Origin of the sequence: Microbacterium sp. CSI-V, from assembly GCF_001984105.1 — a bacterium.
GTDB lineage: Bacteria > Actinomycetota > Actinomycetes > Actinomycetales > Microbacteriaceae > Microbacterium.
In genome coordinates, this window is the sequence record NZ_MTQM01000009.1 from 895,948 (window position 1) to 921,530 (window position 25,583).

Annotated in this window: 19 protein-coding genes and 1 other RNA gene; 5 read left to right on the forward strand and 15 right to left on the reverse strand. The window is 70.9% G+C overall.

The features are described from left to right. Window positions 1-170: 170 nt before the first annotated feature. From CSIV_RS15135 to CSIV_RS15160, 6 genes are all read right to left on the reverse strand, one after another. Window positions 171-2,699, reverse strand: coding sequence for a glycoside hydrolase family 65 protein (locus tag CSIV_RS15135; protein WP_077052170.1), 2,529 nt, complete (start codon window positions 2,697-2,699; stop codon window positions 171-173). A 53-nt stretch (window positions 2,700-2,752) separates the two neighbouring features. After that, window positions 2,753-3,487, reverse strand: a complete 735-nt coding sequence (locus tag CSIV_RS15140; RefSeq protein WP_077052171.1) for an HAD family hydrolase — start codon at window positions 3,485-3,487, stop codon at window positions 2,753-2,755. A gap of 85 nt (window positions 3,488-3,572) precedes the next feature. Continuing rightward, on the reverse strand, window positions 3,573-4,730 hold the full coding sequence (locus CSIV_RS15145; RefSeq protein ID WP_083735167.1) for an N-acetylglucosamine-6-phosphate deacetylase: 1,158 nt from the start codon (window positions 4,728-4,730) through the stop codon (window positions 3,573-3,575). Further along, the gene (gene nagB / locus CSIV_RS15150) at window positions 4,730-5,515 is read right to left on the reverse strand and encodes a glucosamine-6-phosphate deaminase (protein WP_077052172.1); all 786 of its coding nucleotides are present in this window, start codon (window positions 5,513-5,515) and stop codon (window positions 4,730-4,732) included. The genes CSIV_RS15145 and nagB overlap by 1 nt, the downstream gene beginning before the upstream one ends. Then, window positions 5,515-7,059 (reverse strand): PTS transporter subunit EIIC, encoded by a 1,545-nt coding sequence (locus CSIV_RS15155; protein WP_077052173.1) that lies wholly within the window; start codon window positions 7,057-7,059, stop codon window positions 5,515-5,517. Before CSIV_RS15155 ends, nagB begins: the two co-directional genes overlap by 1 nt. 35 nt (window positions 7,060-7,094) lie before the next feature. Then, window positions 7,095-7,544 carry a PTS sugar transporter subunit IIA gene (locus CSIV_RS15160; RefSeq protein ID WP_077052174.1) on the reverse strand — a complete coding sequence of 150 codons (450 nt, stop codon included), beginning with the start codon at window positions 7,542-7,544 and terminating at the stop codon, window positions 7,095-7,097. A gap of 169 nt (window positions 7,545-7,713) precedes the next feature. Between CSIV_RS15160 and CSIV_RS15165 the strand changes: the two genes are divergently transcribed. Continuing rightward, a complete protein-coding gene (locus CSIV_RS15165) occupies window positions 7,714-8,463 on the forward strand; it encodes a GntR family transcriptional regulator (protein ID WP_077052175.1) in 750 nt (249 codons plus the stop codon). A gap of 12 nt (window positions 8,464-8,475) precedes the next feature. On the opposite strand, the gene CSIV_RS15170 is transcribed toward CSIV_RS15165, so the two are convergent. Both CSIV_RS15170 and pta read right to left on the reverse strand, forming a co-directional pair. Beyond that, the gene (locus tag CSIV_RS15170; RefSeq protein ID WP_077052176.1) at window positions 8,476-9,708 is read right to left on the reverse strand and encodes an acetate/propionate family kinase; all 1,233 of its coding nucleotides are present in this window, start codon (window positions 9,706-9,708) and stop codon (window positions 8,476-8,478) included. Further along, on the reverse strand, window positions 9,705-11,840 hold the full coding sequence (pta, locus tag CSIV_RS15175; protein ID WP_077052177.1) for a phosphate acetyltransferase: 2,136 nt from the start codon (window positions 11,838-11,840) through the stop codon (window positions 9,705-9,707). The genes CSIV_RS15170 and pta overlap by 4 nt, the downstream gene beginning before the upstream one ends. 86 nt (window positions 11,841-11,926) lie before the next feature. On the opposite strand from pta, the gene CSIV_RS15180 reads away from it, so the two are divergent. After that, window positions 11,927-12,601, forward strand: coding sequence for an NUDIX domain-containing protein (locus CSIV_RS15180; protein WP_077052178.1), 675 nt, complete (start codon window positions 11,927-11,929; stop codon window positions 12,599-12,601). Between the two features lie 27 nt (window positions 12,602-12,628). Here the strand turns inward: CSIV_RS15180 and ffs are convergent. The 3 genes from ffs to CSIV_RS15195 form a co-directional block, all read right to left on the reverse strand. Beyond that, window positions 12,629-12,725: signal recognition particle sRNA small type (ffs, locus tag CSIV_RS15185), an RNA gene on the reverse strand. A gap of 26 nt (window positions 12,726-12,751) precedes the next feature. Continuing rightward, window positions 12,752-13,441 carry a helix-turn-helix domain-containing protein gene (locus CSIV_RS15190; protein ID WP_077052179.1) on the reverse strand — a complete coding sequence of 230 codons (690 nt, stop codon included), beginning with the start codon at window positions 13,439-13,441 and terminating at the stop codon, window positions 12,752-12,754. Then, window positions 13,438-14,922 carry an APC family permease gene (locus tag CSIV_RS15195; protein ID WP_077052180.1) on the reverse strand — a complete coding sequence of 495 codons (1,485 nt, stop codon included), beginning with the start codon at window positions 14,920-14,922 and terminating at the stop codon, window positions 13,438-13,440. The genes CSIV_RS15190 and CSIV_RS15195 overlap by 4 nt, the downstream gene beginning before the upstream one ends. A 203-nt stretch (window positions 14,923-15,125) precedes the next feature. Between CSIV_RS15195 and CSIV_RS15200 the strand changes: the two genes are divergently transcribed. From CSIV_RS15200 to CSIV_RS15210, 3 genes are read left to right on the forward strand one after another with little or no spacing between them, the layout of a single operon-like run. Further along, window positions 15,126-16,598 carry an APC family permease gene (locus tag CSIV_RS15200; RefSeq protein ID WP_077052181.1) on the forward strand — a complete coding sequence of 491 codons (1,473 nt, stop codon included), beginning with the start codon at window positions 15,126-15,128 and terminating at the stop codon, window positions 16,596-16,598. 39 nt (window positions 16,599-16,637) lie between these two features. Next, complete coding sequence (locus tag CSIV_RS15205) at window positions 16,638-18,626, forward strand: primary-amine oxidase (RefSeq protein ID WP_077052182.1); 1,989 nt, start codon at window positions 16,638-16,640, stop codon at window positions 18,624-18,626. Window positions 18,627-18,630: 4 nt separating this feature from the next. Continuing rightward, the gene (locus tag CSIV_RS15210; protein ID WP_077052183.1) at window positions 18,631-19,125 is read left to right on the forward strand and encodes a hypothetical protein; all 495 of its coding nucleotides are present in this window, start codon (window positions 18,631-18,633) and stop codon (window positions 19,123-19,125) included. A gap of 138 nt (window positions 19,126-19,263) precedes the next feature. Here CSIV_RS15210 and CSIV_RS15215 read toward each other — a convergent pair whose 3' ends face one another. The 4 genes from CSIV_RS15215 to CSIV_RS15230 are packed head-to-tail and all read right to left on the reverse strand — an operon-like array spanning window position 19,264 to window position 25,513. Beyond that, window positions 19,264-22,284 carry an alpha-mannosidase gene (locus CSIV_RS15215; RefSeq protein ID WP_077052184.1) on the reverse strand — a complete coding sequence of 1,007 codons (3,021 nt, stop codon included), beginning with the start codon at window positions 22,282-22,284 and terminating at the stop codon, window positions 19,264-19,266. Window positions 22,285-22,311: 27 nt separating this feature from the next. Beyond that, window positions 22,312-23,223 (reverse strand): carbohydrate ABC transporter permease, encoded by a 912-nt coding sequence (locus CSIV_RS15220; protein WP_077052185.1) that lies wholly within the window; start codon window positions 23,221-23,223, stop codon window positions 22,312-22,314. Further along, complete coding sequence (locus tag CSIV_RS15225; RefSeq protein ID WP_077052186.1) at window positions 23,220-24,152, reverse strand: carbohydrate ABC transporter permease; 933 nt, start codon at window positions 24,150-24,152, stop codon at window positions 23,220-23,222. The genes CSIV_RS15220 and CSIV_RS15225 overlap by 4 nt, the downstream gene beginning before the upstream one ends. Window positions 24,153-24,154: 2 nt before the next feature. After that, entirely contained in the window at window positions 24,155-25,513 is a 1,359-nt protein-coding gene (locus tag CSIV_RS15230; protein ID WP_077052187.1) for an extracellular solute-binding protein, read from the reverse strand. Window positions 25,514-25,583 lie beyond the last annotated feature (70 nt).

A 25,583-nucleotide genomic window follows, 5' to 3' on the forward strand; every position in this document is an offset into this window, starting at 1 on the left:
CCGCCCGCGCCCCGCACCCCGAGCGGAGGAGATTCCGCGAAGGGAGGGCCGCACCGGCCTCCGGCATCCTCCCCCCGCCGAATCTCCTCCCCCGCCCCGGCCGCCCGCCGCCCCCGGAAACGTCGAACGCGGCGACGCCCCGAAGGGCGCCGCCGCGTTCGGACAACGGGTCAGGCGTCGAGGCCGACGGACACGGGCTCGTCGTCGCTCGAGACCAACGGGATCGTCGCGGTGACGATCGGCACGGATGCCGAGAGCAGGGTGCCGTCCTCGCGCACCGAACCCTCGAGCTGCCGGATCGACGGGCGACCGGGGAGCAGCGGACCCTGGCCGTGCAGCGCGACCCGCACGCTCTCGCCCGGCGCGACGGTGTAGTCGACGCCGCGCACCGCGAAGTCGACCGGACCGCCCTCGTCGCCGGCGTGGAGGGTCAGCGCGGTGGCCGTGAGCGTGACGTTCAGGCGCGTGCCGTGCCAGTGCAGCACGTACGCCAGCTCGGGCCAGTCCGCGGGCAGACGGGGGTCGAACGTCAACCGGCCGAAGTGGTCGCGCATGCCTCCGAAGCCGCTGACCAGCGCCGTCCACACCCCGCCCGCCGAGGCCACGTGCACTCCGTCGGCGGCGTTGTGGTGGAGGTCGCCGAGGTCGACGAACGCCGCCTGGCGGAAGTACTCCAGAGCGAGATCCTGATAGCCGACCTCGGCCGCGAGGATCGACTGGACGACCGCCGACAGCGTCGAGTCGCCGGTGGTGAGCGGGTCGTAGTACTCGAAGTCGGCGAGCTTCTCGGCATCCGTGAAGTGATTGCCCTGCAGGAACAGCGCGAGCACCACGTCGGCCTGCTTGAGCACCTGGTAGCGGTAGATGACCAGCGGGTGGAAGTGCAGCAGCAGCGGCCGCTGATCCGGCGGGGTGTTCTCGAGGTCCCAGATCTCGCGCTCGAGGAACACGGCGTCCTGGGGATGGATGCCGAGGGCCGGGCTGAAGGGGATGTGCATGGCCTCGGCGGCCTTCTCCCAGCGGTCGGGCTCGGAGGGGTCGAGGTTCATGCGGTCGGCCATGCGGCCGTACGCCTCGGGGTCGTTGTCGAAGAGCTCGCGCACCGTGCGCGCAGCGAACCGGAGGTTGAAGCGCGCCATGACGTTGGTGAAGAGGTTGTCGTTGACGACCGTGGTGTACTCGTCGGGCCCCGTGACACCGTGGATGTGGAAGGAGTCCTCCCCGTCGCCGTCGCCGTCGCTCGATCGCCAGAACCCGAGCGTCGACCACAGCCGGGCGGTGTCGACCGCGATGTCCACGCCCTCGCGCGCGAGGAATTCCTCGTCGCCGGTGGCGCGCACGTACTTCGCCAGCGCGAAGGAGACGTCGGCGTTGATGTGGTACTGCGCGGTGCCCGCGGCGTAGTAGGCCGAGGCCTCTTCGCCGTTGATCGTGCGCCACGGGAACAGGGCGCCGGCCTCGTTGAGCTGGTGCGCGCGCTTGCGTGCGGCGGGGAGCATCAGGTACCGCATGCGCAGGGCGTTCCGCGCCCACTGCGGCGTGGTGTAGGCCAGGAACGGCAGCACGTACACCTCGGTGTCCCAGAAGTAGTGGCCGCTGTAGCCCGACCCGGTGACGCCCTTGGCGGGCACTCCCTGGCCGTCCGCGCGGGCCGCGGCCTGCGCGAGCTGGAAGAGGCACCAGCGCGTCGCCTGCTGCAGGTCGGCCTGACCGCCGATGCGGACGTCCGAGCGTTCCCAGAACGCGGCGAACCACTCGATCTGACGCTCCACGAGCGTGCCGACGCCGATGCTGCGCGCGCGGTCGACCGTGCGGCGGCAGCGATCGACGAGCTCGCCCGCGGGCACGCCGCGCGAGGTGTGGTAGCTGACGAACTTCGTGATCGTCGTCGGCACGCCCGCGCGGGCGTCCACCCGGAAGACGTTCTTGGCGATGTCGGGCTCGACGAGGTGGCGTGATTCGTACGTGTTCTCGGTGTCGACCTCGTGGTCGGCCACGACCGCGATCGTCATGCCCGATTCGGTCGCCTCGTACGACAGCGCCGACCGGTCGCCGTCCTGCCAGTACTCGCGCGGCTGGAGCACGCGGTCGGTGAGCTTCTCGGTCTTGCGCGGGTCGAAACCGGCCGACTTGGATGCCATCGGCGACCCGCCGTAGATCCCCTCGCCGTCCTGACGGTTCAGCAGCTGGCACGCCACCGTGACGGGGGCGTCGGAGTTCAGGACCGTGACGGTGAGGCGCATGACCACGAGATGCTTCTCATCGAACGAGACGAACCGCTCGTCCTCGATGCGCACCTCCTTGCCCGAGGGCGTCACCCACAGCAGGGTGCGGCGGAGGATCCCCTGGCGCAGGTCGAGCACGCGCTCGTACTCGCGCACGTCGGCGACGTCGAGGGAGAGCGGCTCGTCGTCGACGTAGACGCGCATGACCTTGGCATCCGGGGCGTTGATGATGGTCTGCCCGACCTCGGCGAAGCCGTACGCCTGCTCCGCGTGGCGGATGGGGAACGTCTCGTGGAAGCCGTTGATGAACGTGCCCTGCTCGTGGGCGAAACGGCCTTCGATGGAGTTGCCGCGCAACCCCAGATAGCCGTTGCCGACGGCGAAGAGGGTCTCGGTGACGCCGGTGTCGTCGACCGAGAACTCGGTCTCGACGAGACGCCATTCGTCGACGGGGAAACGATCGCGATCGATCATCGGGCATGCCTTCCGGGGTGCCGGGCTTCGGGTGCGTCGCGCGGGGCGACGGCTCAGTCTACGAACGCCTGGAGGTCGTCGACGACCACGTCGGCCCCCGCGGCGACGAGGTGCTCGGCGCCGACGCCCCGGTCGACGCCGACGACGAGTCCGAAGCCGGCGGCGGATGCCGAGGCGACGCCGCTCGTGGCGTCCTCCACGGCGGCCGAGCGGGCCGGGTCGACGCGCAGCATGCGCGCTGCCTCGGCGAACACGTCGGGGGCGGGCTTGGATGCCAGGTGGTCGCGTTCGGCGACCACGCCGTCCATCACGACGGGGAAACGGTCGCGGATGCCGGCGGCCTCGAGGACCTCGACGGCGTTCTTCGAGCTGGACACCACCGCGATCGGCGTGCCGGCGGCCTGAAGGATGTCCAGCAGCGCGACCGAGCCCGGGTACGGCGCGATGCCCTCGGCGCGCAGGATGCGCGAGAACACCAGGTTCTTGCGGTTGCCGACACCGCAGACCGTGTCCAGCGACGGGTCGTCGGACGGGTCGCCCCAGGGCACCTCGACGTCACGGCTGCGAAGCAGACTCGCGACGCCGTCATAGCGCTTCTTGCCGTCGACGTGGTCGAAGTAGTCGCGGTCGGTGTACGGCGGCTGGATGTCCCACGCTGCGAACAGCTCGTCGAACATCTCTTTCCACGCCCGCATGTGGACTTCGGCGGTGGGGGTGAGCACGCCGTCGAGGTCGAACAGTACGGCGTCGAAGGAGGTGAGGTCGGGCAGGTCGCGGCTGTCGGTCACGGTGGCTCCAGATGGCAGGACGGGACTCACGGTCGCGACGGTGCGCCGCCCTCCCAGCGTAGTGGCGGGCGACCCCGTCGCGTCGTCAGCGCGTCGGGACCGTGAGGGCCTTTCCGCCCACCCACACCCGGGACGGATGCCACGTGGCGTCCCACCAGACGAGGTCGGCGAGAGCACCCTCCGCGACATGACCGACGTCGGTGCGTCCGAGCGAGCGCGCCGCGTTCTCGGTGCAGGCCGCGAGGACCGCGGCCGGGTCGAGCCCGGCGGCGATCATGCGACGCACCCCCTCGTCCAGGACGATGCCCGCACCGGCGATCGTGCCGTCGGGGCGGCGTCCGAGGCCCCGCGCGTCGTTGGCGACCGGCTGACCGCCGAACTCGTGCCACTGGTCGGGTTCGAGTCCAGCGGTCACGATGGCATCCGTCACCCCGACGGTGCGGCGTCCGGCCGAGCGCAGCACGAGCGCGACCACACTCGGGTCGACGTGCTGGGCATCGAGGATCGTGCCGACGAAGAAGCGGTCGTCGGCGAGGACGGCGCCCGCCACACCCGGCTCGCGGGCCTTCAGCGGGCGCTGGGCGTTGAAGACGTGGGTGCACATCGTGGCACCGGCATCCGCGGCCGCGTACACCTGGACGGCCGTGGCGTCGCTGTGGCCGACGGCCACGACGTACCCCTCACCGCTCAGCCGGCGCGTGGCCTCGACGGCCCCGGGCAGCTCGGGGGCGAGGGTGACGGTCCGGAGCGCGTCACGCACCCCCGGGGCGGCCAGGAGCGCGTCGACGTTCTCGGCGCTCGGGGGGAGCATGCACGCCACCCGGTGCGCGCCCTTGCGGGCGGGCGAGAGGAACGGCCCCTCGAGGTGAGCCCCGAGGATGCGCGCGACGGGCTCGTCGGCGAACGCCCGGCGGGCGCGCCCGACCCGGTCCAGGGATGCCGCGATGTCGGGCAGCGGCGCGGTGATGACGGTCGGCTCGATCCCGGTGACCCCGCGCGCGGCGAGTCCGGACAGGAGCGTGTTCCAGCCCTCGGCATCCGCCCCGGCGACGTCGACCCCGAACGAGCCGTTGACCTGCAGGTCGAGAAGACCCGCGCTGAGCGTGCCGTCGACGAGGTCGTGGTCGACGTCCTCCGTGCCGTCCGCGGCTCGGATCCGGTGGATGCGTCCCGCGACGACCTCCACGACGACGGGTCCGACGAATGCCCCGGCGATGAGCGCCCGCGCGGCGCGCAGCCGCATCACAGTCCCTGCCCCGCGGGCTTGCCGGCGAAGGTCGTGCGGTAGTAGTCGACGAAGGCGAGCTGACTCGCGGCATCTTCGTCGACCACGATCGTGGCGTGCGGGTGCAGTTGCAGCACCGACGCGGGCCACCGCGCCGACAGCGGACCCTCCACCGCTTCGCGCACCGCCTGCGCCTTGCCGCGACCGAAGCCGAGCAGGATCGCGTGACGGCTGTCGAGGATCGTCGCCAGACCCTGCGTGAGGCAGTGCGTGGGGACGAGGTCGACGTCGCCGCCGAAGAAGCGCGCGTTGTCCTGCCGGGTGCGCGGGGTGAGCGTCTTGACCCGGGTGCGGCTCGACAGACTCGACATGGGCATGTTGAAGGCGAGGTGTCCGTCCGCCCCGATCCCGAGGATCTGCAGGTCGATCCCGCCGGCGGCGCGGATGGCCTCCTCGTACGCGGGTCCCGCCGCGAGCGGGTCGCGGCCGGCATCCCCCGGCCCGACGATCGCGTCGGGGGCGAAGTCGACGTGCCGCTCCAGCTCGGCGCGGATGAACTGGCGGTAGCTCTCGGGGTGCCCGGGCGGGAGCCCCACGTACTCGTCGAGCAGGAACCCGCGCGCCTCACGGAAGCTGAGGCCCTCCTCGCGGTGGCGGCGGATCAGCTCGCGATACAGCGGCAGCGGCGTGGACCCGGTCGCGAGCCCCAGGACCGCGGTCGGGGTGGCGGTGAGCAGAGCCTGGTAGGCGTCCGCGACCAGGGCGGCGGCGTCTTCGGCCGTGGGGACGACGACGACCTCCATCAGAGCGCCTCGAGGATGTCGTTCTTCAGCGACTCGGCCCGGGGGCCGAACACCGCCTGCACGTTGTCGCCGACCTCGAGGACGCCCGCGGCGCCCAGCTGCTTCAGGCGCGCGTGGTCGACGAGGGCGCGGTCGGCCACCTCCATGCGCAGGCGCGTGATGCACGCGTCCACGTGCACGAGGTTGTCGCGTCCGCCGAACGCGGCGATGAGCTGCTCGGCCGTGGAGTCGTCGGCGGTCGCCGTCGCCGCCGTGGCGGCGGGGGTGGCGGCGGTGGCCGGGGCGGCGGCATCCGGCTCCGGCCCGTCGGACGCCGGTGCTGAGAGGTCTTCGCGGCCCGGCGTGCGCAGGTTCCACCGCTTGATCACCAGGCGGAACAGCAGGTAGTAGACCCCGAAGTAGACCACGCCCATGACGACCAGGAGCCAGACGTTGTTCGCCGCGGGCGCCGTGCCGTAGAGGAGGAGGTCGAAGAGCCCCGCGGAGAACGAGAACCCGAGGTGGATGTCGAGCAGGTAGGCGACGGCGAGCGAGATGCCCGTGAGCACCGCGTGCACCACGTACAGGGGGAACGCGACGAACATGAAGGCGAACTCGAGCGGTTCGGTGATCCCGGTCAGGAAGGCGGTGAGACCGGCGGCGCCCAGGATGCCGATCGCGGCCTTGCGCTGCGCGGGATTGGCCAGGTGGATCATGGCGAGCGCAGCGGCGGGCAGACCGAACATCAGGATGGGGTAGAACCCGGACGTCAATGCACCCGCGGTGGGGTCGCCCGCAGCGAAGCGGGTGAGCTCGCCCGTGACGACGCTGCCGTCGCCCTTCGTGTACGACCCCTGCAGGAACCACACGTACGAGTTCAGGATGTGGTGGAGACCGACGGGGATGAGCATGCGGTTGGCGAACCCGTAGACGAAGGCGCCGATCGCGCCCGTGCCGCCGATGAAGGTGCCGAGACCCGTCAGGCCGGTGTCGAAGATCGGATAGAAGTAGCTGAGCCCGAACCCGACGACGAGGCTCGCGAGCGAGACGACGATGGGAACGAACCGGCGTCCGCCGAAGAAGCCCAGGTAGGAGGGCAGCTGGATGGTGTGGTACCGGTCGAACAGCCACGCCGTGAGCAGACCGATGACGATGCCGCCGAACACGCTGTAGTTGATCTGCACCTGATCGCCCGCCGCGGTCGTCTGGCCCGCCAGCACGACCGGCGACATGACCTTGAAGACGTTCGAGAGCACGAGGTAGCCGACGACGGCGGCCAGCGCCGTCGAGCCGTCGGCCTTCTTCGCGAAGCCGATGGCGACACCGACCGCGAACAGCAGCGCGAGGTTGTCGAACAGCGCCCCGCCCGCGGCGCTCATCGCCTGGAAGAAGGGCCCGATGACGGGCAGGTCGATGCTTCCGAGCAGGTCGGGCTGACCGAGACGGAGCAGGATGCCGGCGGCGGGGAGCACCGCGATGGGGAGCATGAGGCTCTTGCCCAGGCGCTGCATCTGGGCGAAGCCCGGGATCGAACGCCGGCGCGGCGTGGAGGCGGTGACGGTCATGGGGTCTCTTTCGGGACGCGGGGAACGGGCGGCGGTCAGACGGAGAGGAACGGGGAGCCGGGGAGGACCGAGGCGCCCTCGGCGGCGGCGAGCGCGATGTCCTCGGGCGAACGCTCGAGGACGATGACGGGCACGATCGTGGACAGGCCGGCGGCGCGGACGGCGGGCACGTCGTAGGCGATGACGGGGGTGCCGGCGGTGACGCGGTCCCCCTTCGCCGCGAACGCCGTGAACCCCTCGCCGCCCAGCTGCACGGTGTCGATGCCGAGGTGGACGAGGACGCCGAGACCGTCGTCGGTCACGACGACGAACGCGTGCGGGAAGACCTGCAGAAGGGTGCCGTCGACGGGGGCGACGGCGTCGACGACCTCGGCGGGCGGGTCGATGGCCGCACCCGGCCCCATAGTCCCGGCGGCGAAGAGCGGGTCGGGCACGGCCGACAGGGACTGAACGGTGCCCGCGAGCGGGGACAGGATGTGGGCCACGAGGACTCCTCAGCGAATCGGTGGTTCGGCGGTACGAACCAGCGGGCGTGTCATAGATTGGGGAGGGAACAGCGCCCCCTGCACGATCAGACCACTGGCTCGGACTGGTACGTACCAGTGAAAGTACGGGACCCGGTCGACCGTGTCAATACCGAAAGTCGACGCCGCCATGCCCCACTCCCGCGCAGCCGACGCTCCCCCGGCCGCCGTGACCTCCGGCCCGATCCCCAAGCACGCCCAGCTGCGGGCGATCCTGCTCGCCGACATCGGCACCACGTGGCCCGCCCACGCGGCCATCCCGTCCGAACGCGAGCTCACCGCCCGATACGGCGTGAGCCGCGCGACCGTGCGCGAGGCCCTCCGGCAGCTGATCGAGGAGCAGAAGCTCTACACCGTGCAGGGCAAGGGCACCTTCGTCGCGGGCGAGCGCGTGCAGTCGCAGCTGCACCTGGCATCCTTCACCGAGGACATGCGGCGACGCGGACTGGTCGCGACCTCTCTGGTCCAGCGGGCCGAGGTCGCCGTGCCGCCGCTGGAGGTGCGTGCGACCCTCGGGCTCGACGAGGGCGAGTCGGCCTGGTGGGTCGAACGACTGCGTCTGGCGGGCGGCATCCCGATGGCTCTCGAGCGAGGGTGGTACTCCCGCCGCGTCGCCCCCGACCTCGGCGAGCGCGACCTGTCGGGTTCGCTCTACGGGGTGCTGGCCGAGGACTACGGCGTCCGCATCGACACCGCGGAGCAGACCGTGTGGGCCGAGACGGTGGACGGCCCCATCGCCGCCGCGCTCGGCGTCGCCCCCGGCGCCGCGGTCATGGTGTTCCGCCGCAGTTCGCGCGCGGGCGCCACGCCGGTGGAGTACGTCACGTCGTGGTACCGCGGCGACCGCTACCAGGTGCACATGGGGCTCACCGGCAGCTGAGCCCCGCGGCGGTCAGGACGCGACCGAGAGGGTCTGCCGGGCGATCTCGAGCTCTTCGTTGGTCGGCACCACCAGCACCTCGACCCGCGAGGAGTCGGTGGAGATCCGTCGGATGCCGCGCGCCCGCGTCTCGTTGCGCTCGGGGTCGAGCTCGACACCGGCGAAGCCCAGGGTCGCCACCGCTTCCGCGCGGACGCGGGCGGCGTTCTCGCCCACGCCGGCCGTGAAGGAGATGACGTCGACGCCACCGAGCTGCGCGAGGTAGGCGCCCGCGTACGCGCGGAGCCGGTGGATGTACACGTCGAAGGCGAGCTGGGCGTCAGGGTCGCCCGCGTCGCACCGGGCCGTGAGGTCGCGCATGTCGGACACACCGGCGAGGCCGACGAGTCCCGACCGCTTGTTCAGCAGCGTGTCGAGGTCGGCGGTCGAGAGGTCGGCGCGACGGGCGAGCTGCAGCAGGACCGCGGGGTCGAGGTCACCGGAACGCGTGCCCATGACCAGGCCCTCGAGCGGCGTCAGACCCATCGACGTCTCGACCGACCGGCCGCCCTCGATCGCCGTCACGGATGCGCCGTTGCCGAGGTGGAACACGATCTGCCGGAGGTCGGAGAGCGGGCGGCCGAGGAACGCGGCCGCGGACTCGCTGACGAACTTGTGGCTCGTGCCGTGGAACCCGTACCGACGGATGCGGTGCGCCTCGGCCAGCTCGCGGTCGATCGCGTACGTGTACGCCGCCGGGGCGAGCGACTGGTGGAACGCGGTGTCGAAGACGGCGACGTGCGGCACGCCCGGGAACGCCCTCTTCGCCGCGACGATGCCGGCGAGGTTCGCCGGGTTGTGGAGGGGCGCCAGCACCGAGAGCTCGTCGATGTTGATCTCGACGAGCGGGGTCACGAGTGTCGGCTCGAAGAAGCGCGCCCCGCCATGGACCACGCGGTGCCCGACGGCGACCGGCGGCCGCTCCTCGAGCGACGGACCGTGGGCCTGGAAGGCTTCGAGCATCACGGCGAACCCGGCCGTGTGGTCGGGGATCTCGCGCTCGATGGTGGAGGTGGCATCCACCACCGTCGGCGCGGGACCGTCCGCCGGGGTCAGAGCCGCCGCGGTCACGGTGTGGGTGGCGACACCCGTCCCCTCGCCGATGCGCTCGACCAGTCCCGAGGCGAGGACGCGCTCGTGCTCCATGTCGAGCAGCTGGTACTTGAACGACGACGAACCGCTGTTGACGACCAGCACGACGCTCACGCGGGGCTCCCCTGGGCCTGGATCGCGGTGATCGCGATCGTGTTGACGATGTCGTCGACGAGCGCCCCGCGCGACAGGTCGTTGATGGGCTTGTTGAGGCCCTGCAGCACCGGACCGATGGCGACGGCACCGGCCGAGCGCTGCACGGCCTTGTAGGTGTTGTTGCCGGTGTTCAGGTCGGGGAAGACGAACACCGTCGCGCGCCCCGCCACCTCGGACCCGGGCATCTTGGCCGCGGCGACCGCGGCGTCGGCCGCGGCGTCGTACTGGATCGGCCCCTCGACGAGCAGCTCGGGCGCCCGCTCGCGCACGAGGGCGGTCGCGGTGCGCACCTTCTCGACGTCGGCGCCGGTGCCCGACTCCCCCGTCGAGTACGACAGCATCGCGACGCGCGGCTCGATGCCGAACTGCTCGGCGGTCGCGGCGGACGAGACCGCGATGTCGGCGAGCTGTTCGCTCGTGGGGTCGGGGATCACCGCGCAGTCGCCGTAGACGAGCACGCGGTCGGCGAGGGCCATGAGGAACACGCTCGACACCACCGACACCCCGGGGGCGGTCTTGATGATCTCGAACGCCGGGCGGATGGTGTGCGCCGTGGTGTGGGCCGCCCCCGAGACCATGCCGTCGGCCAGACCCAGGTGCACCATGAGCGTGCCGAAGTACGACACGTCGGTGACGGTGTCGGCGGCCTGCGCGTAGGTGACGCCCTTGTGGGCGCGGAGCCGCGCGTACTCGGTCGCGAACTTGTCGACGTGGACGGCGTCGAAGGGGCTGAGCACCTCGGCATCCCGGATGTCGATGCCCAGCTCGATCGCCCGACCCCGGACTTCCAGCGGCTCACCGAGGATCGTCAGGTCGGCGATACCGCGCGAGAGCACCGTCGCGGCGGCGCGCAGCACGCGGTCGTCGTTGCCCTCGGGCAGCACGATGCGGCGGCGGTCGCTGCGCGCGCGATCGACGAGGCCGTACTCGAACATCAGCGGCGTCACGACGCTCGGCCGCGCGACGCCCAGTTCGCGCGTGAGGAGGTTCGTGTCGACGTGGCGCTCGAACATCGCCAGCGCGGTGTCGTACCGGCGCTGCGAATCGGCGGCCAGGCGACCGCGCGTGTTCATGATGCGCACGGCCGTGTCGTACGTGCCCAGATCGGTGGCGATGATCGGCAGCGAGGAACCGAGTCCGTCGATGAGCCGGACGATCGTGTCGGGCAGTTCGAATCCGCCGTTGAGCACGACGCCGGCCAGCGACGGGAACGTTCCGGAGGCGTTGGCCAGCAGCGTCGCCAGCAGCACCTCGGTGCGGTCGGCCGGGATGACGATGACCGCCGACTCCATGAGACGCGGCAGCACGTTCACCATCGACATGCCGGCGACGACCACGCCCAGCACCTCGCGCGTGAGCAGCTCGGGGTCGCCCTTGATCAGCTCGCCCTCGACCGAGCGCAGCACCCCGCGCATGGAGGGGGCGATGAGGAAGCGGTCCTCCGGGAGCGCCCACACCGGCACGGTGCGGCCGCGCGCGGCGCCGGCGGCGTCGACGACCTGACGTACCGAGGCCACGACCGCGTCGAGCTCGTCGGGATCCGCGCGGTTGACGACGACGGCGAACACCTCGGCGCGCTCGTGCAGCAGCTCGGGCATCGCGAGCGCCGCGATCTGCCCCACCTCCTGGGCGGTGCGGGCGACGGAGAGGCCCAGCGTCTCGCCCTGCCCCTGCTGCGCACGACCGCCCAGGACGAGCAGCACGGGAGCGCCGAGGTTCGCGGCGATCCGGGCGTTGTAGGCCAGCTCGGCGGGGCTGCCGACGTCGGTGTAGTCGCTGCCGATCACGACCACCGCGTCGCACTGCGCCTCGACGGCCTTGTACCGCTCGACGATGCGGCCGAGCGCGGCGTCGGCGTCGTCGCGGACGTCGTCGTAGGTCACGCCGACGCAGTCGTCGTACGCGAGGTCGACGCCGTCGTGGTCGAGCAGCATCTCCAGCACGTAGTCGCGCTCCGCGGTGGAGCGCGCGATCGGCCGGAAGACGCCGACACGCGGCGAGACGCGGCTGAGGGCGTCGAGGACGCCCAGAGCCACGGTGGATTTGCCCGAGTGCCCCTCGGCCGACGTGATGTAGATGCTCTGCGTCACGGCATCCAGCCTAGGCGGGCAGGGTGACATCCCGTTGGGGTTGCCTCGGCATCGAGGGATCGGGATGCGCGTTCTAGGCTCGCCTCGTGAGCACGACACCCGACCTGCCCGGCACCACCGTCCCCGACCATCGTGGCCGCACCGGCCTGCACCTCACCGGCCGCGACCTGGACCGCAACCCCCGCGTCGAGGTCGCGGACGTCGAGCTCCTCGCGGCCGGCTGGCACGTCCTGCGCGCGACGACGTTCCGCTACCGCGGCGACGACGGGGAGTGGACCACCCAGACGCGCGAGACCTACGACCGCGGGAACGGCGCGACGATCCTGCTCTACGACCCCGACCGGCGCACCGTGCTGCTCACCCGCCAGTTCCGCTACCCCGTGTACGTGAACGACCACCCCGACGGGATGCTGATCGAGACCGCGGCGGGACTCCTGGACGACGACGACCCCGTCACCGCGATCCGCCGCGAGGCCGAGGAGGAGACCGGCGTCCGCGTGACCGAGGTCGAGCCGGTGTTCGAGGTGTACATGAGCCCGGGGTCGGTCACCGAGCGTCTGCACTTCTTCGCCGCCGCGTACGACGGCGCGAGTCGCGAGGGCGACCGCGGCGGCCTCATCGACGAGGGCGAGGAGATCGAGATCCTCGAGTACGACATCGACGTCGCCCTGCGCATGATCCGCGACGGCGGGATCCAGGATGCCAAGACCATCATGCTGCTGCAGTGGGCGGTGATCGACGGGCCGTTCGCCCGGCGCTGAGGCGTGGCATCCGGAGTCGCCCGGGCATGAGAAGACTCTCCGCGCACCCGGTAGAGCCTGGTTACCCTTGCTACGTTTCCGTCCTGGGGGAGTTGGCCTGGATGCCGCCGCGCGGAGAGCCGACACGAGTCTACCCGACGCGCGCCGCCCTCACACCACGAGCGGGGTGAGGGCGCGCACCGCCGGCTCGAGGGAGCGGATGACCTCCGCCGGCTCGTCCACGCGGTGGCGCGCACCGGAGAACCCGACGGCGCCCACCACCGCTCCGGTGTCGTCGCGGATCGGGAGGGCCAGGCATCCGGTCGTGGCGGTCACCTCGCCGCTCTGCCGCACGGCGCCGAAGCGGACGAGATCGGTCTCGACGTCGGCGTCGACCGCCCCGCCGAGCGCGACGAGCAGCAGGCGACCCAGCGCGTAGCGCCCGGGTTCGCGTACCAGTCGCGCTTCGTCCGACAGCGGGAAGTCGGGGTCGGTGTCGACGACGACCAGGCGCCCGTCGACGAACAGCACGACGTGCACGCCGCCCCGGACGGTGCGCCGCGCCTCGGCGAGCACCGCACGCGCGGCGGTCGGAAGCCGAGGCGGCGCGGAGACGACTCCCGTCAAGTGCGCGACACGGGCGCCGAGCGCGAAACCGGTGAGGTCAGGGGTGCGCACGAGGTACTCGTCCTCGACGAGGAGGTTGAGCAACCGGTAGGTCGTGGCCCGAGGCAGACCGAGCTCGGCCGAGATGCGCTGCGCGCTGACTCCCGCACCCAGGTGCGCCACGGCCTCGAGCACCGCGAGCGCGGAACGCACGGCACCGGGCTGGCGCGCCGCGAGCCCGGCCCGCTCGCTCACCGGCCGCCCCTCCCCGGCGGTGCGACGCCCCCGAGCACCTGCGCCGCGACGGGCTCGTCGTACGCCCCCAGAGGCCGCGACCCGAGCCGCCGCCCCGCGACGACCACGAAGCCGACCGCCGCCACCGCGATGACGGCGACGCACACCGCGCCGATCCGATCGGATCCGACCACGAGGAACGCCACGAGGGCAGCCACCAGTGCGACGGCCGACACGCCCGCCGTGATCGCGGGCGCGATCGTGAACTCGCCGATGCGGCGGAGGAACACCGGAGCCGCGACGCACACCAGGACGTACGCGCAGATGTATCCCGTGGCCCCTACCGCGAGAGTCACCTGCATCGCCTCACGCGGGTCGACTCCCGCCACCGACAGCAGCAGGGGCACACCCGCCACGATCGGCAGAGCCGTGAGGGTCGCCGCCACAGGCGTGCGCAGCCTCGGGTGGGTGCGACCGATCCGCGCGGGCAGAACGCCGTCGCGGCTCATGGCGAAGAGCACGCGGACGAGAGCGGTCATCGACCCGATCGCGCACGCGAGGAAGGATGCCGCGATCCCGACGTCGGCGACCACGCCCCACGGTCCCAGCCCGAAGGTGCCCGCGAGGTCGTTCACGGGCGAGGCGCTGGCGGCCAGGTCCCTCCCGAGCGCGTGGAACCCCGACACCTGGGTGACGGCGGCGAGGACGTAGACGCCGCCGGAGATGAGCACGGTGCCCGTGATCGCGCGCGGGACGTTGCGCAACGGCGCGACCGACTCCACCCCGAGGGTCGCGGCGGACTCGAACCCCACGAAGGCCGTCACCGCGACCACGGCGCCCGCGGCGAGCGCGACCGGGTCGAAGGGACCGGGCGCGAGCGAGGCGGCCACGTCGACCGGACCGATGAAGAACAGAAGCGTCCCGAGCAGCACGACGATGAGCACGACCGACGCCGCCTCCACGACCAGCGCCACCCGTGCCGACAGACGGATGCCGGCCACCAGCACCGCGGCGACCGCGAGCGCCTCGACCACGAGCGCGATCGTGACCGCCGCCCCGGACGGGACCGTCGGCCACAGGCCGCCCAGGAGGTACGCGAGGTAGTACGCGCAGCCGAGCAGCGAGAACATCGCGATCGCGGCGTAGCCCACCACGATGGCGGCGCCGGCGCCGAGTCCCGCGCGGGTGCCGAGCCCCCGAGCGGTGTAGGTGTACAGCGCCCCGGCGGCGGCGAACCGGCGCGCGAACTGCGAGACCGTACGCGCGACGCCGAAGCTCAGCAGCGCCGCCACGACGATCGCCGCGACCGTGCTGCCGGGGGCTACGCCGGCGACCATCAGCACGACCGTCGTGGCCGCCGCGGCGGGGGCGACGGCGGCCACCGACTGCGCGGCCAGGTCGAGGATGCCGATCGATCGGCGTTCGAGCCCGTGCAGCGGCGAACGCGCGCCGAATCCGGCGACGGGCGTGGGCCGTGCGATGGCGCGGGCAAGTGCGGTCATGGTGCTCCCCGGGTGCTCGCAGCGACCGTACGCCCGGGCCGTTGCCCCTGAACGACGCGCATGTTTCGTCCCGGTATCCCCGAGTGGGACACCGGACCGGCGAGTGTCTCAGTCGCGGTGCGGGCACTTTCACCTCGGCCACATCGGGCCGCAACGCCGCGGGAGGAACCTCGAGAACCACACCCGAACCGAAAGGCACAGACATGACCCAGCTCGAATCGAAGGGCACCGCCGACGCGCCGTCGCGGACCCTGCGCGGCTCCCTGGGCGTCACGGCGATCGTCTTCATGGTGGTCGCCGCCGCCTCACCGCTCACCGTCGTCGGCGGGGCCGCGCCTCTCGGCATCCTGATCGGAAACGGCGCGGGGTTCCCGAGCCTGTACGCGATCAGCGCCGTCATCCTGCTGTTCTTCTCGGTCGGGTTGGCCGCGATGACCCGCCACGTCCCGCGACCCGGCGCCTTCTTCACGTACATCGGGTACGGCCTGGGGCGTCCGTCCGGGCTGGCCGCGGCGTGGACGGCGATGCTCACCTACACCACCATCCAGGTCTCGGTGTACGGCTACATCGGCTACCTGCTGGAGATCACCGTCGTCTCCCTCGGCGGTCCCGACCTGGCCTGGTGGCTGTACGCGCTCGCGGTCGTCGGGCTCGTCGGCATCCTGGGCTACCGGCACATCGACCTCTCGAGCAAGGTGCTCGGCGTGCTCCTGGTGGCCGAAGTCGCGATCGTGCTCGCGTTGGTGGCGGCCGTCATGATCGACGGCGGACCCGAGGGCCTGAGCGCGGCGCCGTTCGAGCCCGCCAACGTCCTGAGCGGATCGCCCGGCGTCGGCTTGATGTTCGCGATCGCCGCCTTCATCGGGTTCGAGGCCACCGCGATCTTCCGCGACGAGGCGCGCGACCCCGACCGCACGATCCCTCGCGCCACCTACGTCGCGGTGATCGGCATCGGCGTCTTCTACACGCTGGCCTCGTGGGGTCTCGTCATGGCCTGGGGCCCCGGCGGGATCATGGAGGCCGCCGCCGACCCGGGCACGCTGATGCTCCGCACCGTCGCGATCTACCTCGGCAGCGTCGGCGAGATCATCGTCAACGTCCTGCTGCTGACCTCGATGTTCGCGTGCGTCCTGTCCTTCCACAACGTGCTCACTCGCTACCAGCACGCGATGTCGAGCGCGGGAGTCCTCCCCGACCGCCTCGCCGGTGTCCACGCGCGTCACCTCTCACCGCACGCCTCCTCCGTCGCCCAGACGGTGACCGCCGCGGTGCTGACGGCCGTCTTCGCGGTGCTGAACCTCGACCCGCTGCTGCAGGTGTTCACGTGGTTCGCCGGCGTGGCGACCCTCGCGATCGCGCTGCTGATGGCCGTCACCTCGATCGCCGTGATCGTGTACTTCGCCCGTAACCGCGCCGACCGGCGCGTGTGGAACACCGTCGTCGCCCCCGCGTTGGGCTTCGTCGGTCTGCTGGCTTCGGCGGTGATCATCGTCGTCTACTTCCCGATCATGGTCGGCGACATGGATGCCACGGGCGCACCGACCTTCGGGGCGGTGACGTGGTCGCTCCTCGCGTTGGTCGCGGCCTTCCCGGTCTTCGGATACGTCCAGGCCGCGTGGATCCGTCGCCGTCGCCCCGCGGCCTACGCCAAGCTCACCGACGCCATCGCCAGCTGACCCCTCCTCCGTTCCCACCCGTTCCACCAGGAAGACACCATGACCCTCACCGATCCCGCCGTCGCAGCCTTCACCGCCCCCGCGGCCCCCGCCCACCCGCTCGCGTCGCTCACGCCCGCCGAGATCACCGCCGTCCGCACGATCGTCGCCGGCCTCGACGGGGTCGACGAGGCCACGCGCTTCGCCTACGTCGGTCTCGAGGAGGCCGCCAAGGGCGAGGTGCTGGCGTGGGAGCGCGGCGACGCCCCCGCCCCCGACCGCCGCGCCCGCGTGCAGCTTCTGAACCTGCGCACCGCCCACTCGCTCGACCTGGTCGTCTCGCTCGCCACCGGCGCGGTGCTGCGGACGACCGAACTCGACGGTTCGGACGGGCAGCTCCCGATCCTGGATGCCGAGTTCGAGGAGGTCGGCGTCATCGCGAACGAGGACGCGGCCTGGGTCGCCGCCCTCGCCGCGCGCGGACTCACCACCGACGACGTCGTGCTGGTCCCGCTGTCCGCAGGGCACTACGGCTTCGAGAACGAGGTGGGCCGCCGCATCCTGCGCACGTTCGCCTTCCGCCAGGACCACCCGGCCGACCACCCGTGGGCGCACCCGGTGGACGGGCTCACCGCCTACATCGACGTCGCCGCCCGATCGGTGATCGAGATCATCGACACCCCCGGGTTCACGGTGCCCGAGACGCACGGCAACTTCGACGACCCCGAGCTGCAGGGCCCGCCGCTGGAGGGGCTGAAGCCCATCGTCATCACGCAGCCCGAGGGATCGAGCTTCACCGTCGACGACGAGCACGTGACGTGTGGCGAGTGGGACCTGCGCATCGGCTTCGACACCCGCGAGGGGCTCATCCTCCGCCAGCTGTCGTTCGCCGGTCGCCCGGTGATGTACCGCGGGTCCATCAGCGAGATGGTGGTGCCCTACGCCGACCCCGCGCCGAACCGCTTCTGGCAGAACTACTTCGACACCGGCGAGTACCTCTTCGGCCGGTACACGAACGAGCTCGAGCTCGGCTGCGACTGCGTCGGCGACATCACCTACGTCGACGCGGTGCTGTCGGACGAGAACGGGATGCCGCGCACCATCCGCAACGCGGTGTGCATGCACGAGGAGGACTTCGGCTCCCTGTGGAAGCACACCGACATCTTCACCGGGTCCAGCGAGGTCCGCCGTGCCCGCCGGCTCGTCATCTCGTTCTTCACCACGGTCGGCAACTACGACTACGGGTTCTACTGGTACCTCTACCTCGACGGCACGATCGAGTGCGAGGCCAAGCTCACCGGCATCCTGTTCACCTCCGCCTACCCGGGCGAGGACTACCCCTTCGCGTCCGAGGTCGCCCCGGGTCTGGGTGCGCCGTACCACCAGCACCTCTTCTCCGCGCGGCTGGACATGACCGTCGACGGCGTCGCCAACGTCGTGAACGAGATCGACGCGGTGCGCCTGCCGATCTCGGCCGAGAACCCCGCCGGCAACGCCTTCACCAAGAAGGTGACGCCGATCGCGTCGGAGAAGGTGTCGGGTCGCGTCGCCGACGGCGCGGTCAACCGCGTCTGGCAGATCGCATCCACCGAGAAGACCACCGAGCGCGGTCAGGCGACCTCCTACGTCCTCTTCCCCACCGAGACGCCCGTGCTGCTCGCCGACGACACCTCGTCGATCGCCGCCCGCGCCGCGTTCGCGACGAAGAACCTCTTCGTCACCAAGTACGACCCGGCAGAGCGCTACGCCGCGGGCGACTTCGTGAACCAGCACCCCGGGGGTGCCGGCATCCCGGACTTCATCGCGGGCGACGAGCCTCTCGTCGGCGAGGACGTCGTGCTCTGGCACACGTTCGGGCTCACCCACTTCCCGCGCAACGAGGACTGGCCGGTCATGCCGATGGACTACGCCAAGTTCACGCTCAAGCCGTACAACTTCTTCGAGCGCAACCCCGTGCTGAACGTGCCGGCGCCCGTGAACACGCACTGCGCGCCCGCGTCGCACCCCGACGCGCACGGCGAGGCGTCGGCATCCGGATGCCGCTGCTGAGGCGATGAGCGAGACCCTCCACCTGTGGGCGGTCGCCCCCGCCGCGATCGGGACGTGCTGTCTGGCCGCCGATCGCGCGCGGGTGCGACCGCCCGAGGTCGTCGCGGCGGCGGTCATGCTGCTGGCGATGCTGGATGCCGCCGTGTTCGGCGTGGTCGCGCCGGTGTACTGGACGGCGCTGCTGCTCGCGGCGGCCGTGGGCCTGGCGATCTGGCGCCGACCGCGCCAGCGGCGCGTCCCGCGGGTGCCCGCGCTGATGACGCTGCACACGACGCTCGGCATGGTCGTCATGGCCGGGCTGCAGATCGCGATGGGCGCACACGCGACGGCCTCGGACCACGCGCACGGACTCTCCCTCGCGCCCGTGCTCGCCGCGGCGGCGGTCGGCTACGGCGTGCTGTCGTTCACCGCGATCAGACGGATGCCGGCGCGCCTCGACCGGGCGCAGATCGGCGCGATGGCGGCATCCGTCGCGCTCATGGCTATGGCGATGGTGTGACTGGGGCCGCGGGTCCCGCCGGGGAGCGGAGGAGAAACCGCGGAGGGAGGACGAATCCGCAGTATTCGTCCTCCCTTACCCGGAACTGCTCCCGAGCCGACGGGCTCAGCGCGTCACGCGCAACGTGACCCGAGGCGCTCAGCGCTTCAGACGCAGCGTCACCAGCTGGAACGGACGCAGGGCGAGCTCGACCGCGCGGCCCGAGACGCTCGACACCGCGGCGGCGTCGACCTCGCGCTCCAGCAGGTCGGTCTCGGCCACGGCCGTGACTTCGAAGCCCGCTTGAAGTGTCGCGGCCTGCCGCTCCCCCAGCGCCTCGTAGAGACGGACGATCACGTCACCCGAACCGTCGTGGGCGAGCTTGACGGACTCCACGACGACGCCGGAGCGATCGACCGCGACCAGCGGTGCGACGTCTCCCGCCCCCTCGATCACGCGGAGGGGGAGGTTGGTCCGGTAGCCCTCGGTCACCGCATCGGCCACGTCGGCGCCCACCACGATCCCCACCTCGAGGCGGTGCGTTCCCTGGTCCTGCTGCGGATCGGGGAACAGCGCGCCACGGATGATCGACAGTCGCACGAGCGAGAACGTTCCGCCGCCCGGCCGCGCGTGCCGGGTGATGTCGTGCCCGTAAGTCGAGTCGTTGGTCACGGCCACGCCGAAGCCGGGCTCGGCGACGCGCACCCAGCGGTGGGCCGCGGTCTCGAAGCGGGCGGCATCCCACGAGGTGTTCGTGTGAGTGGGACGGGTGATGTGCCCGAACTGGATCTCGGATGCCGCACGGTCGGTGTGCACGTCGACGGGGACAGCCAGCTTGAGCAGCTTCTGCTGCTCGTGCCAGTCGACGTCGATCGACAGCCGCAGGGTGCGCGCGCCCGCGGCGAGCGCGATGCGGGTGACCAGCCGCGAGTCGCCGAAGGCGCGCTCGACCTCGATCGCGTCGCCGTCGATGCGCACCGCATCGGCCGAGTCCAGCGGAGTGACGTGACGGCGGTAGGTCTCGTCGATGTCCCACGCGTCCCACTGGGTGGGCGTGTCCCGGAAGAGCTGGAACAGTCCCGCCGCCTGCCCGTCGGGGACGACCTCGCGACCGGAGGCCACCTCGACGAGCGAGATGATCAGCCCGCGGGCGTCGATCACGGCGTGTACCACACCGTTGTCCAGCACGTAGCCCTCGCCCTCGGAGCGCGGAGCGACGTCGCGCGCGGCCGGCGCCGCCGCGATGGCGAGGGCAGGGACGCCCGCGCGACCGTGCGGCGCGGCGTTGACCGCGAGCACACGGTCACCCTCCCCGGCGAGCGTGCGCAGGCTGTCGGCGATGATCTGCTCGAGCTCGGCGGCGATGGCTGCGTAGTTGCGCTCGGCATCCCGGTGCACCCACGCGATCGATGTCCCGGGCAGGATGTCGTGGAACTGCTGCAGCAGCACGAGCTGCCACAGTCGACGGAAGGCCGCGCCGGGGTACTCCACTCCCGCGCGCACCGCGGCGGTCGCGGCCCACAGCTCCGCTTCACGCAGCAGGTGCTCGCTGCGGCGGTTGCCCTGCTTGGTGCGCAGCTGGCTGGTGTAGGTGCCGCGGTGGAACTCCAGGTACAACTCCCCCGCCCACACGGCCGGGTCGGCGTACTCGGCCTCGGCGGCCTCGAAGAACGCCCGCGGAGTCGAGTGCGCGACCTTGGGAGCCCCCTCGAGCGAGTGTGCGCGCGCGATCGTCGCGGTCATCTCCCGCGTGGGCCCGCCGCCGCCGTCGCCGAACCCGTAGGGCAGCAGCGACGTGCGCGCACGGCCCTTGTCGGCGAAGTTGCGCTCGGCGTGGGCGAGATCGGCCGCGGTCACCTCGGAGTTGTACTTGTCCACCGGCGGGAAGTGCGTGAAGATGCGTGAGCCGTCGATGCCCTCCCACTGGAAGGTGTGGTGCGGGATGCGGTTGGTCTCGTTCCACGAGATCTTCTGCGTGAGGAACCAGCGGGCTCCCGCGGCCTTCATGATCTGCGGCAGCGCGCCGCTGTAGCCGAACGAGTCGGGCAGCCACACCTCTTCGGTGTCGATGCCGAACTCCTCCTGGAAGAACGTCTTGCCCTCCAGGAACTGGCGGGCCATGGCCTCGCCGCCGACCATGTTCGTGTCGGACTCGACCCACATGCCGCCCACGGGCACGAAGCGCCCCTCGGCGACGCGTTCCTTCAGACGCTCCCACAGCGCCGGGTAGTGCTCCTTCATCCAGGCGAACTGCTGCGCCGACGAGCTGGCGAAGACGAACCCGGGGTCCTCGTCCATGAGCGAGAGCACGTTGCTGAACGTGCGCGAGACCTTCCGCGCCGTCTCGCGCACCGGCCACAGCCACGCGGAGTCGATGTGCGCGTGACCGACGGCGTGCAGCACGTGGGCGCTGGATGCCGCCGGCGCGGCGAGCAGCGGGGCGAGCACGTCGCGACCGGCCTGGGCCGTGCCCGCGACGTCGTCGGGATCGACCGCGTCGATCGCGGCATCCATTCCCTCCAGCAGGGTCGCACGGCGTGCGGAGGTCGCGTCGAGCTCGGCGATCAGGCCGTGCAGCAGGCGGAAGTCCTGCAGCAGCTCCCACACCGCGACGTCGCGGAGGCCGATCGACATCTCGCGGAGCGTATAGAGAGGAGTATCGCCCGCGGTCGCGGGATCGCCGACCGGGGTCGGCTCGAAGGTGAAGAGGCTGCCGACGTCGGGGTTCGAGGCCGCCTCGACGAGCACGTCGACACGGCCGTCGGCGTCGATGGCCGCGGGGGTGGCGTTGTTGAACGGGGAGACGCCCTTGATCGGCGCGCCCTGACGGTTCCAGATCAGCGCTTCGCACTGGAACCCGCTCTGGCCGGCCGTGAAGCCGAGGTCGACGACGAACTCCGCGACGGTCCCGTCGGGCAGGGCGCCCGCCGCGTCGCGCCAGCCGGAGGGGATCTCCCCCGACACGGCGAACCAGGTGGTCCCCCACGCGCGCCCCCACGGCGTCCCGATCGCGAACGGACGGTACTCGGCATCCCGCGCCTCGGCGAAGGTCACCGGCTCGCCCGGGGCCTCCCACGCCGCAATGGCGAGGGGGTGGCGGGCGCGGTAGACGGCGGGGACGAGACGCTCGCGGACGAAGCGGTCGATGCGCATCTCGATGAGCGCGGTGCGGTCGTGCATGAATTGTTCCTTGTCTGGGGGGACGGGTCAGCCCTTGACGGCGCCGGCGAGGGCCGACGTGCCGCCGAGTCCGCGCTGCACGAGGACGTACAGGCCGAGGACGGGAAGGGAATAGACGATCGAGTAGGCCGCGAGCTGGCCGTAGGCCACGGCCCCGAACGACCCGAAGAAGTTGAAGATGCTGACCGCCGCCGGCTGGTAGTCGGGGCTCAGCAGCAGCACGAAGGGGACGAAGAAGTTCCCCCACGCCTGAATGAACGTGAAGATGAACACCACGGCGATCCCGGGACGCATGAGCGGGAGGACGATCTGCACCAGGGTGCGCATCGATCCCGCGCCGTCCATCCACGCCGCGTGCTCGAGCTCGACGGGCACCCCATCCATGAAGTTCTTCATCATCCAGATCGCGATCGGCAGCGCGCTCGCGGTGAGGAAGAGGATCGTCCCGCCGATCGAATCGATGAGGTTCAGCTGCACGAAGAGGCTGTAGACCGGCACCATGATCGCGGTGATCGGAAGGCACGTCCCGAACAGCACCGCGTAGAGGAAGGGCTTGCCCACGCGCATCTTGTACCGCGAGAGCGGATAGGCAGCGAGCGAGGCGAGCACGACCGTGGCCACCGCGGTACCGCCGGCCAGCAGCACGCTGTTCCACAACGGCAGGAACAGCAGGTCGGGCTTCATGACCGCGGCGAAGTTGTCGAGGGTGACGACCTCGGGCATCTTGATCGCGAGCGTGGGCTGCGCGTCGAGCGAGGCGGTGACCAGCCAGATGAGCGGGACGACGAACAGGATGCCGACGACGATGAGCAGGGTGTTGCTCAGGACGCGCAGCGCCCGCGTACGAGGGGACGACAGCGAGGCCTTCGGGCGCTTCGCGGCGCGCGCCGCCGAGCGGGTGCGGCCGGTGACCTCGGGGAGGGTCGTGGTGGCGCTCATGACGAGACCTCCTCGCGCAGCGCGCGGACGTAGAAGAACGAGAACACCGCACCGATGAGGAGCATGATCGTGGCGATCGCGGTGCCGTAGCCCAGCTCCCCGAACTTCAAACCCTGCTGGTAGGCGAGGATCGGCAGCGTCGTGCTCTTGTTGCCGGGGCCGCCGCCGGTCATGACGAAGATGAGCGTGAAGACCGACAGGGTTTGGAGCGTCACGATCATTGAGTTCGTGCCGATGGTCGAGCGGATCATCGGGATCGTGACGAGCCACAGGCGCTTGATGCCGCTGGCCCCGTCCATCTCGGCCGCCTCGGTGATCTCCGGCGGCACGTCGGACAGCGCGGCGGAGTACACCATCATCGAGAAGGCCGTCCCGCGCCAGATGTTGGCAAAGATGACCATGAGCACCGGCATCGTGAACAACCAGCTGACCGGCTCCGCGCCGAAGATGGCGAGGATGCCGTTGAGCGAGCCGTTGTCGCGGAAGAACGCGTACGACGCGAATGCCGCGACGATCTCGGGGAGCACCCAGGCGGTGACCACGATCGTGCCGACGACGGCGGTCACGATGCGGTTGGCCGAGCGCATCATGAGCGCGAGGGCGAGACCGAGGACGTTCTGCCCCACGACGGCGGAGAAGAACACGAAGACGATCGTGTTGATCACCGCGACGGGGAAGTCGGGGGACTTGAAAAGCTGGACGTAGTTGTCGAAGCCGATGAACTGGGAGTCGACCGCGGTCGAACCCGAGAGGGTGGCGTTGGTGAGCGAGCCCCACAACGACACCAGAATCGGGCCGAGCAGGAAGATCGCCAGCAGCAGGGCTGCGGGAAGGAGCGGGAGCGCCCGGGCCGACGACCGGAAGCCGCGCGTCTTCACGCGCGACCCCCGGCCGGTTCCGGTCGCCCCGGTGGAAGCCAGGGCGGTCACGGTCAGCCCTTCTGGGTGTTCTCTTCGCCCACGATGCCGATGACGGCCTGGTCGTAGGCTGCAGCAGCATCATCGACGCTGGACTGGCCGGTCATGACCGCTTCCATCGCGACCTGGATCTGGTTGGAGATCTTGTCGTAGTCCTCGGTCGCGGGACGGAAGTGGGTGGTGTCCACGAAGCTCGAGAACGTCTTGAAGCTCGGGTTGGCGTCGAGGTACTCGCTCGACTCGGCCACGTCGGCGCGGACGGCGATCTGGCTGTTGTCGATGTTGTACGCCGTGGCGTTGTCCTTGTTCACCGCGGTGGAGAGGAAGTCCCACGCGGCATCCGCGTTCTTGGTGTTCTTGCCGATCGCGAGCGTCCATCCGCCCGACATGCTGGTCGTGCCGGGCGCCTGACCGTCCTGCGTCGGCATCGCGGCGATGCCGAGGGTGTCGCTCCACGCGGGCCATGCGGCGGTGCCGCCGTCGACCCACGCCGCCGACTGCCACGAGCCATCGAGGGCGATGGCCAGCTTGCTGGAGGGCAGCCAGTCGGCGGTCACGCTGGTGAAGATGTTGGGGTCGAGCGCCTGCTGCAGGGACGGGCCGAGGCCGCCCTGGTAGACGTCGCTGACGAACTGCAGCGAGTCCTTGAAGCCCTGGCTGCCGACGACCCACTTCTTGCTCGAGGTGTCGTACAGGGTGTCTTCGGTGCCGTACAGGAGCATCTCGAGCCCCTGCATGGATGCCGCCTCACCGGCGGTCTTGCCCGAGTAGACGTTGATGGGGATGACGTCGGGGTCGGCGGCCTTGACCTTCTCGGCGGCCGAGAGCACGTCGGCCCACGTCTTGGGCTGCCACGGCACCGAGATGCCCGCCTTGGCGAAGATCTCCTTGTTGTACCAGAGGCCACGGGTGTCGGTGCCGAGGGAGACGCCGTACGTCTTGCCGTCGGGGCCGAGACCGGCCTGCTTGGCGCCCTCGGCGAACTGGGACCAGTCGTCCCACTTCGCGAGGTAGTCGTCGAGCGGCAGCAGGTAGCCGGCGGCGGCGTCGGACTGGATCTTGAACGTGTCTTCGTACTGCACGTCGGGGGCGGTGCTGGCCGACTTGTTCATCAGCGCGAGCTTCGTGTAGTAGTCGGCGCCTTCGGCCTGGATCGGAACGAGCTCGACGGTCACGCCCTTGTGCGCCGCCTCGTACTCCTTCTTGGCGTTCTCCATCAGCGTCTGCATCTGGTTGAACGTCGCGGTGGTCTGGTACGCGACGCGGATGGTGTTCGCGTCGCCGGAATCGCCGCTGCCGCCGGAGCAGCCGGCCAGCGCCACGGTCAGGGCGGTGGCGGTCAGAAGACCGGTCGCCATCGTCAGTTTCTTCATGGAAGCTCCCTTGCTCGGGTGGAGACACGCGTCGCCAGAACCTTTTATAAATCAAATGGACTAATTCGGC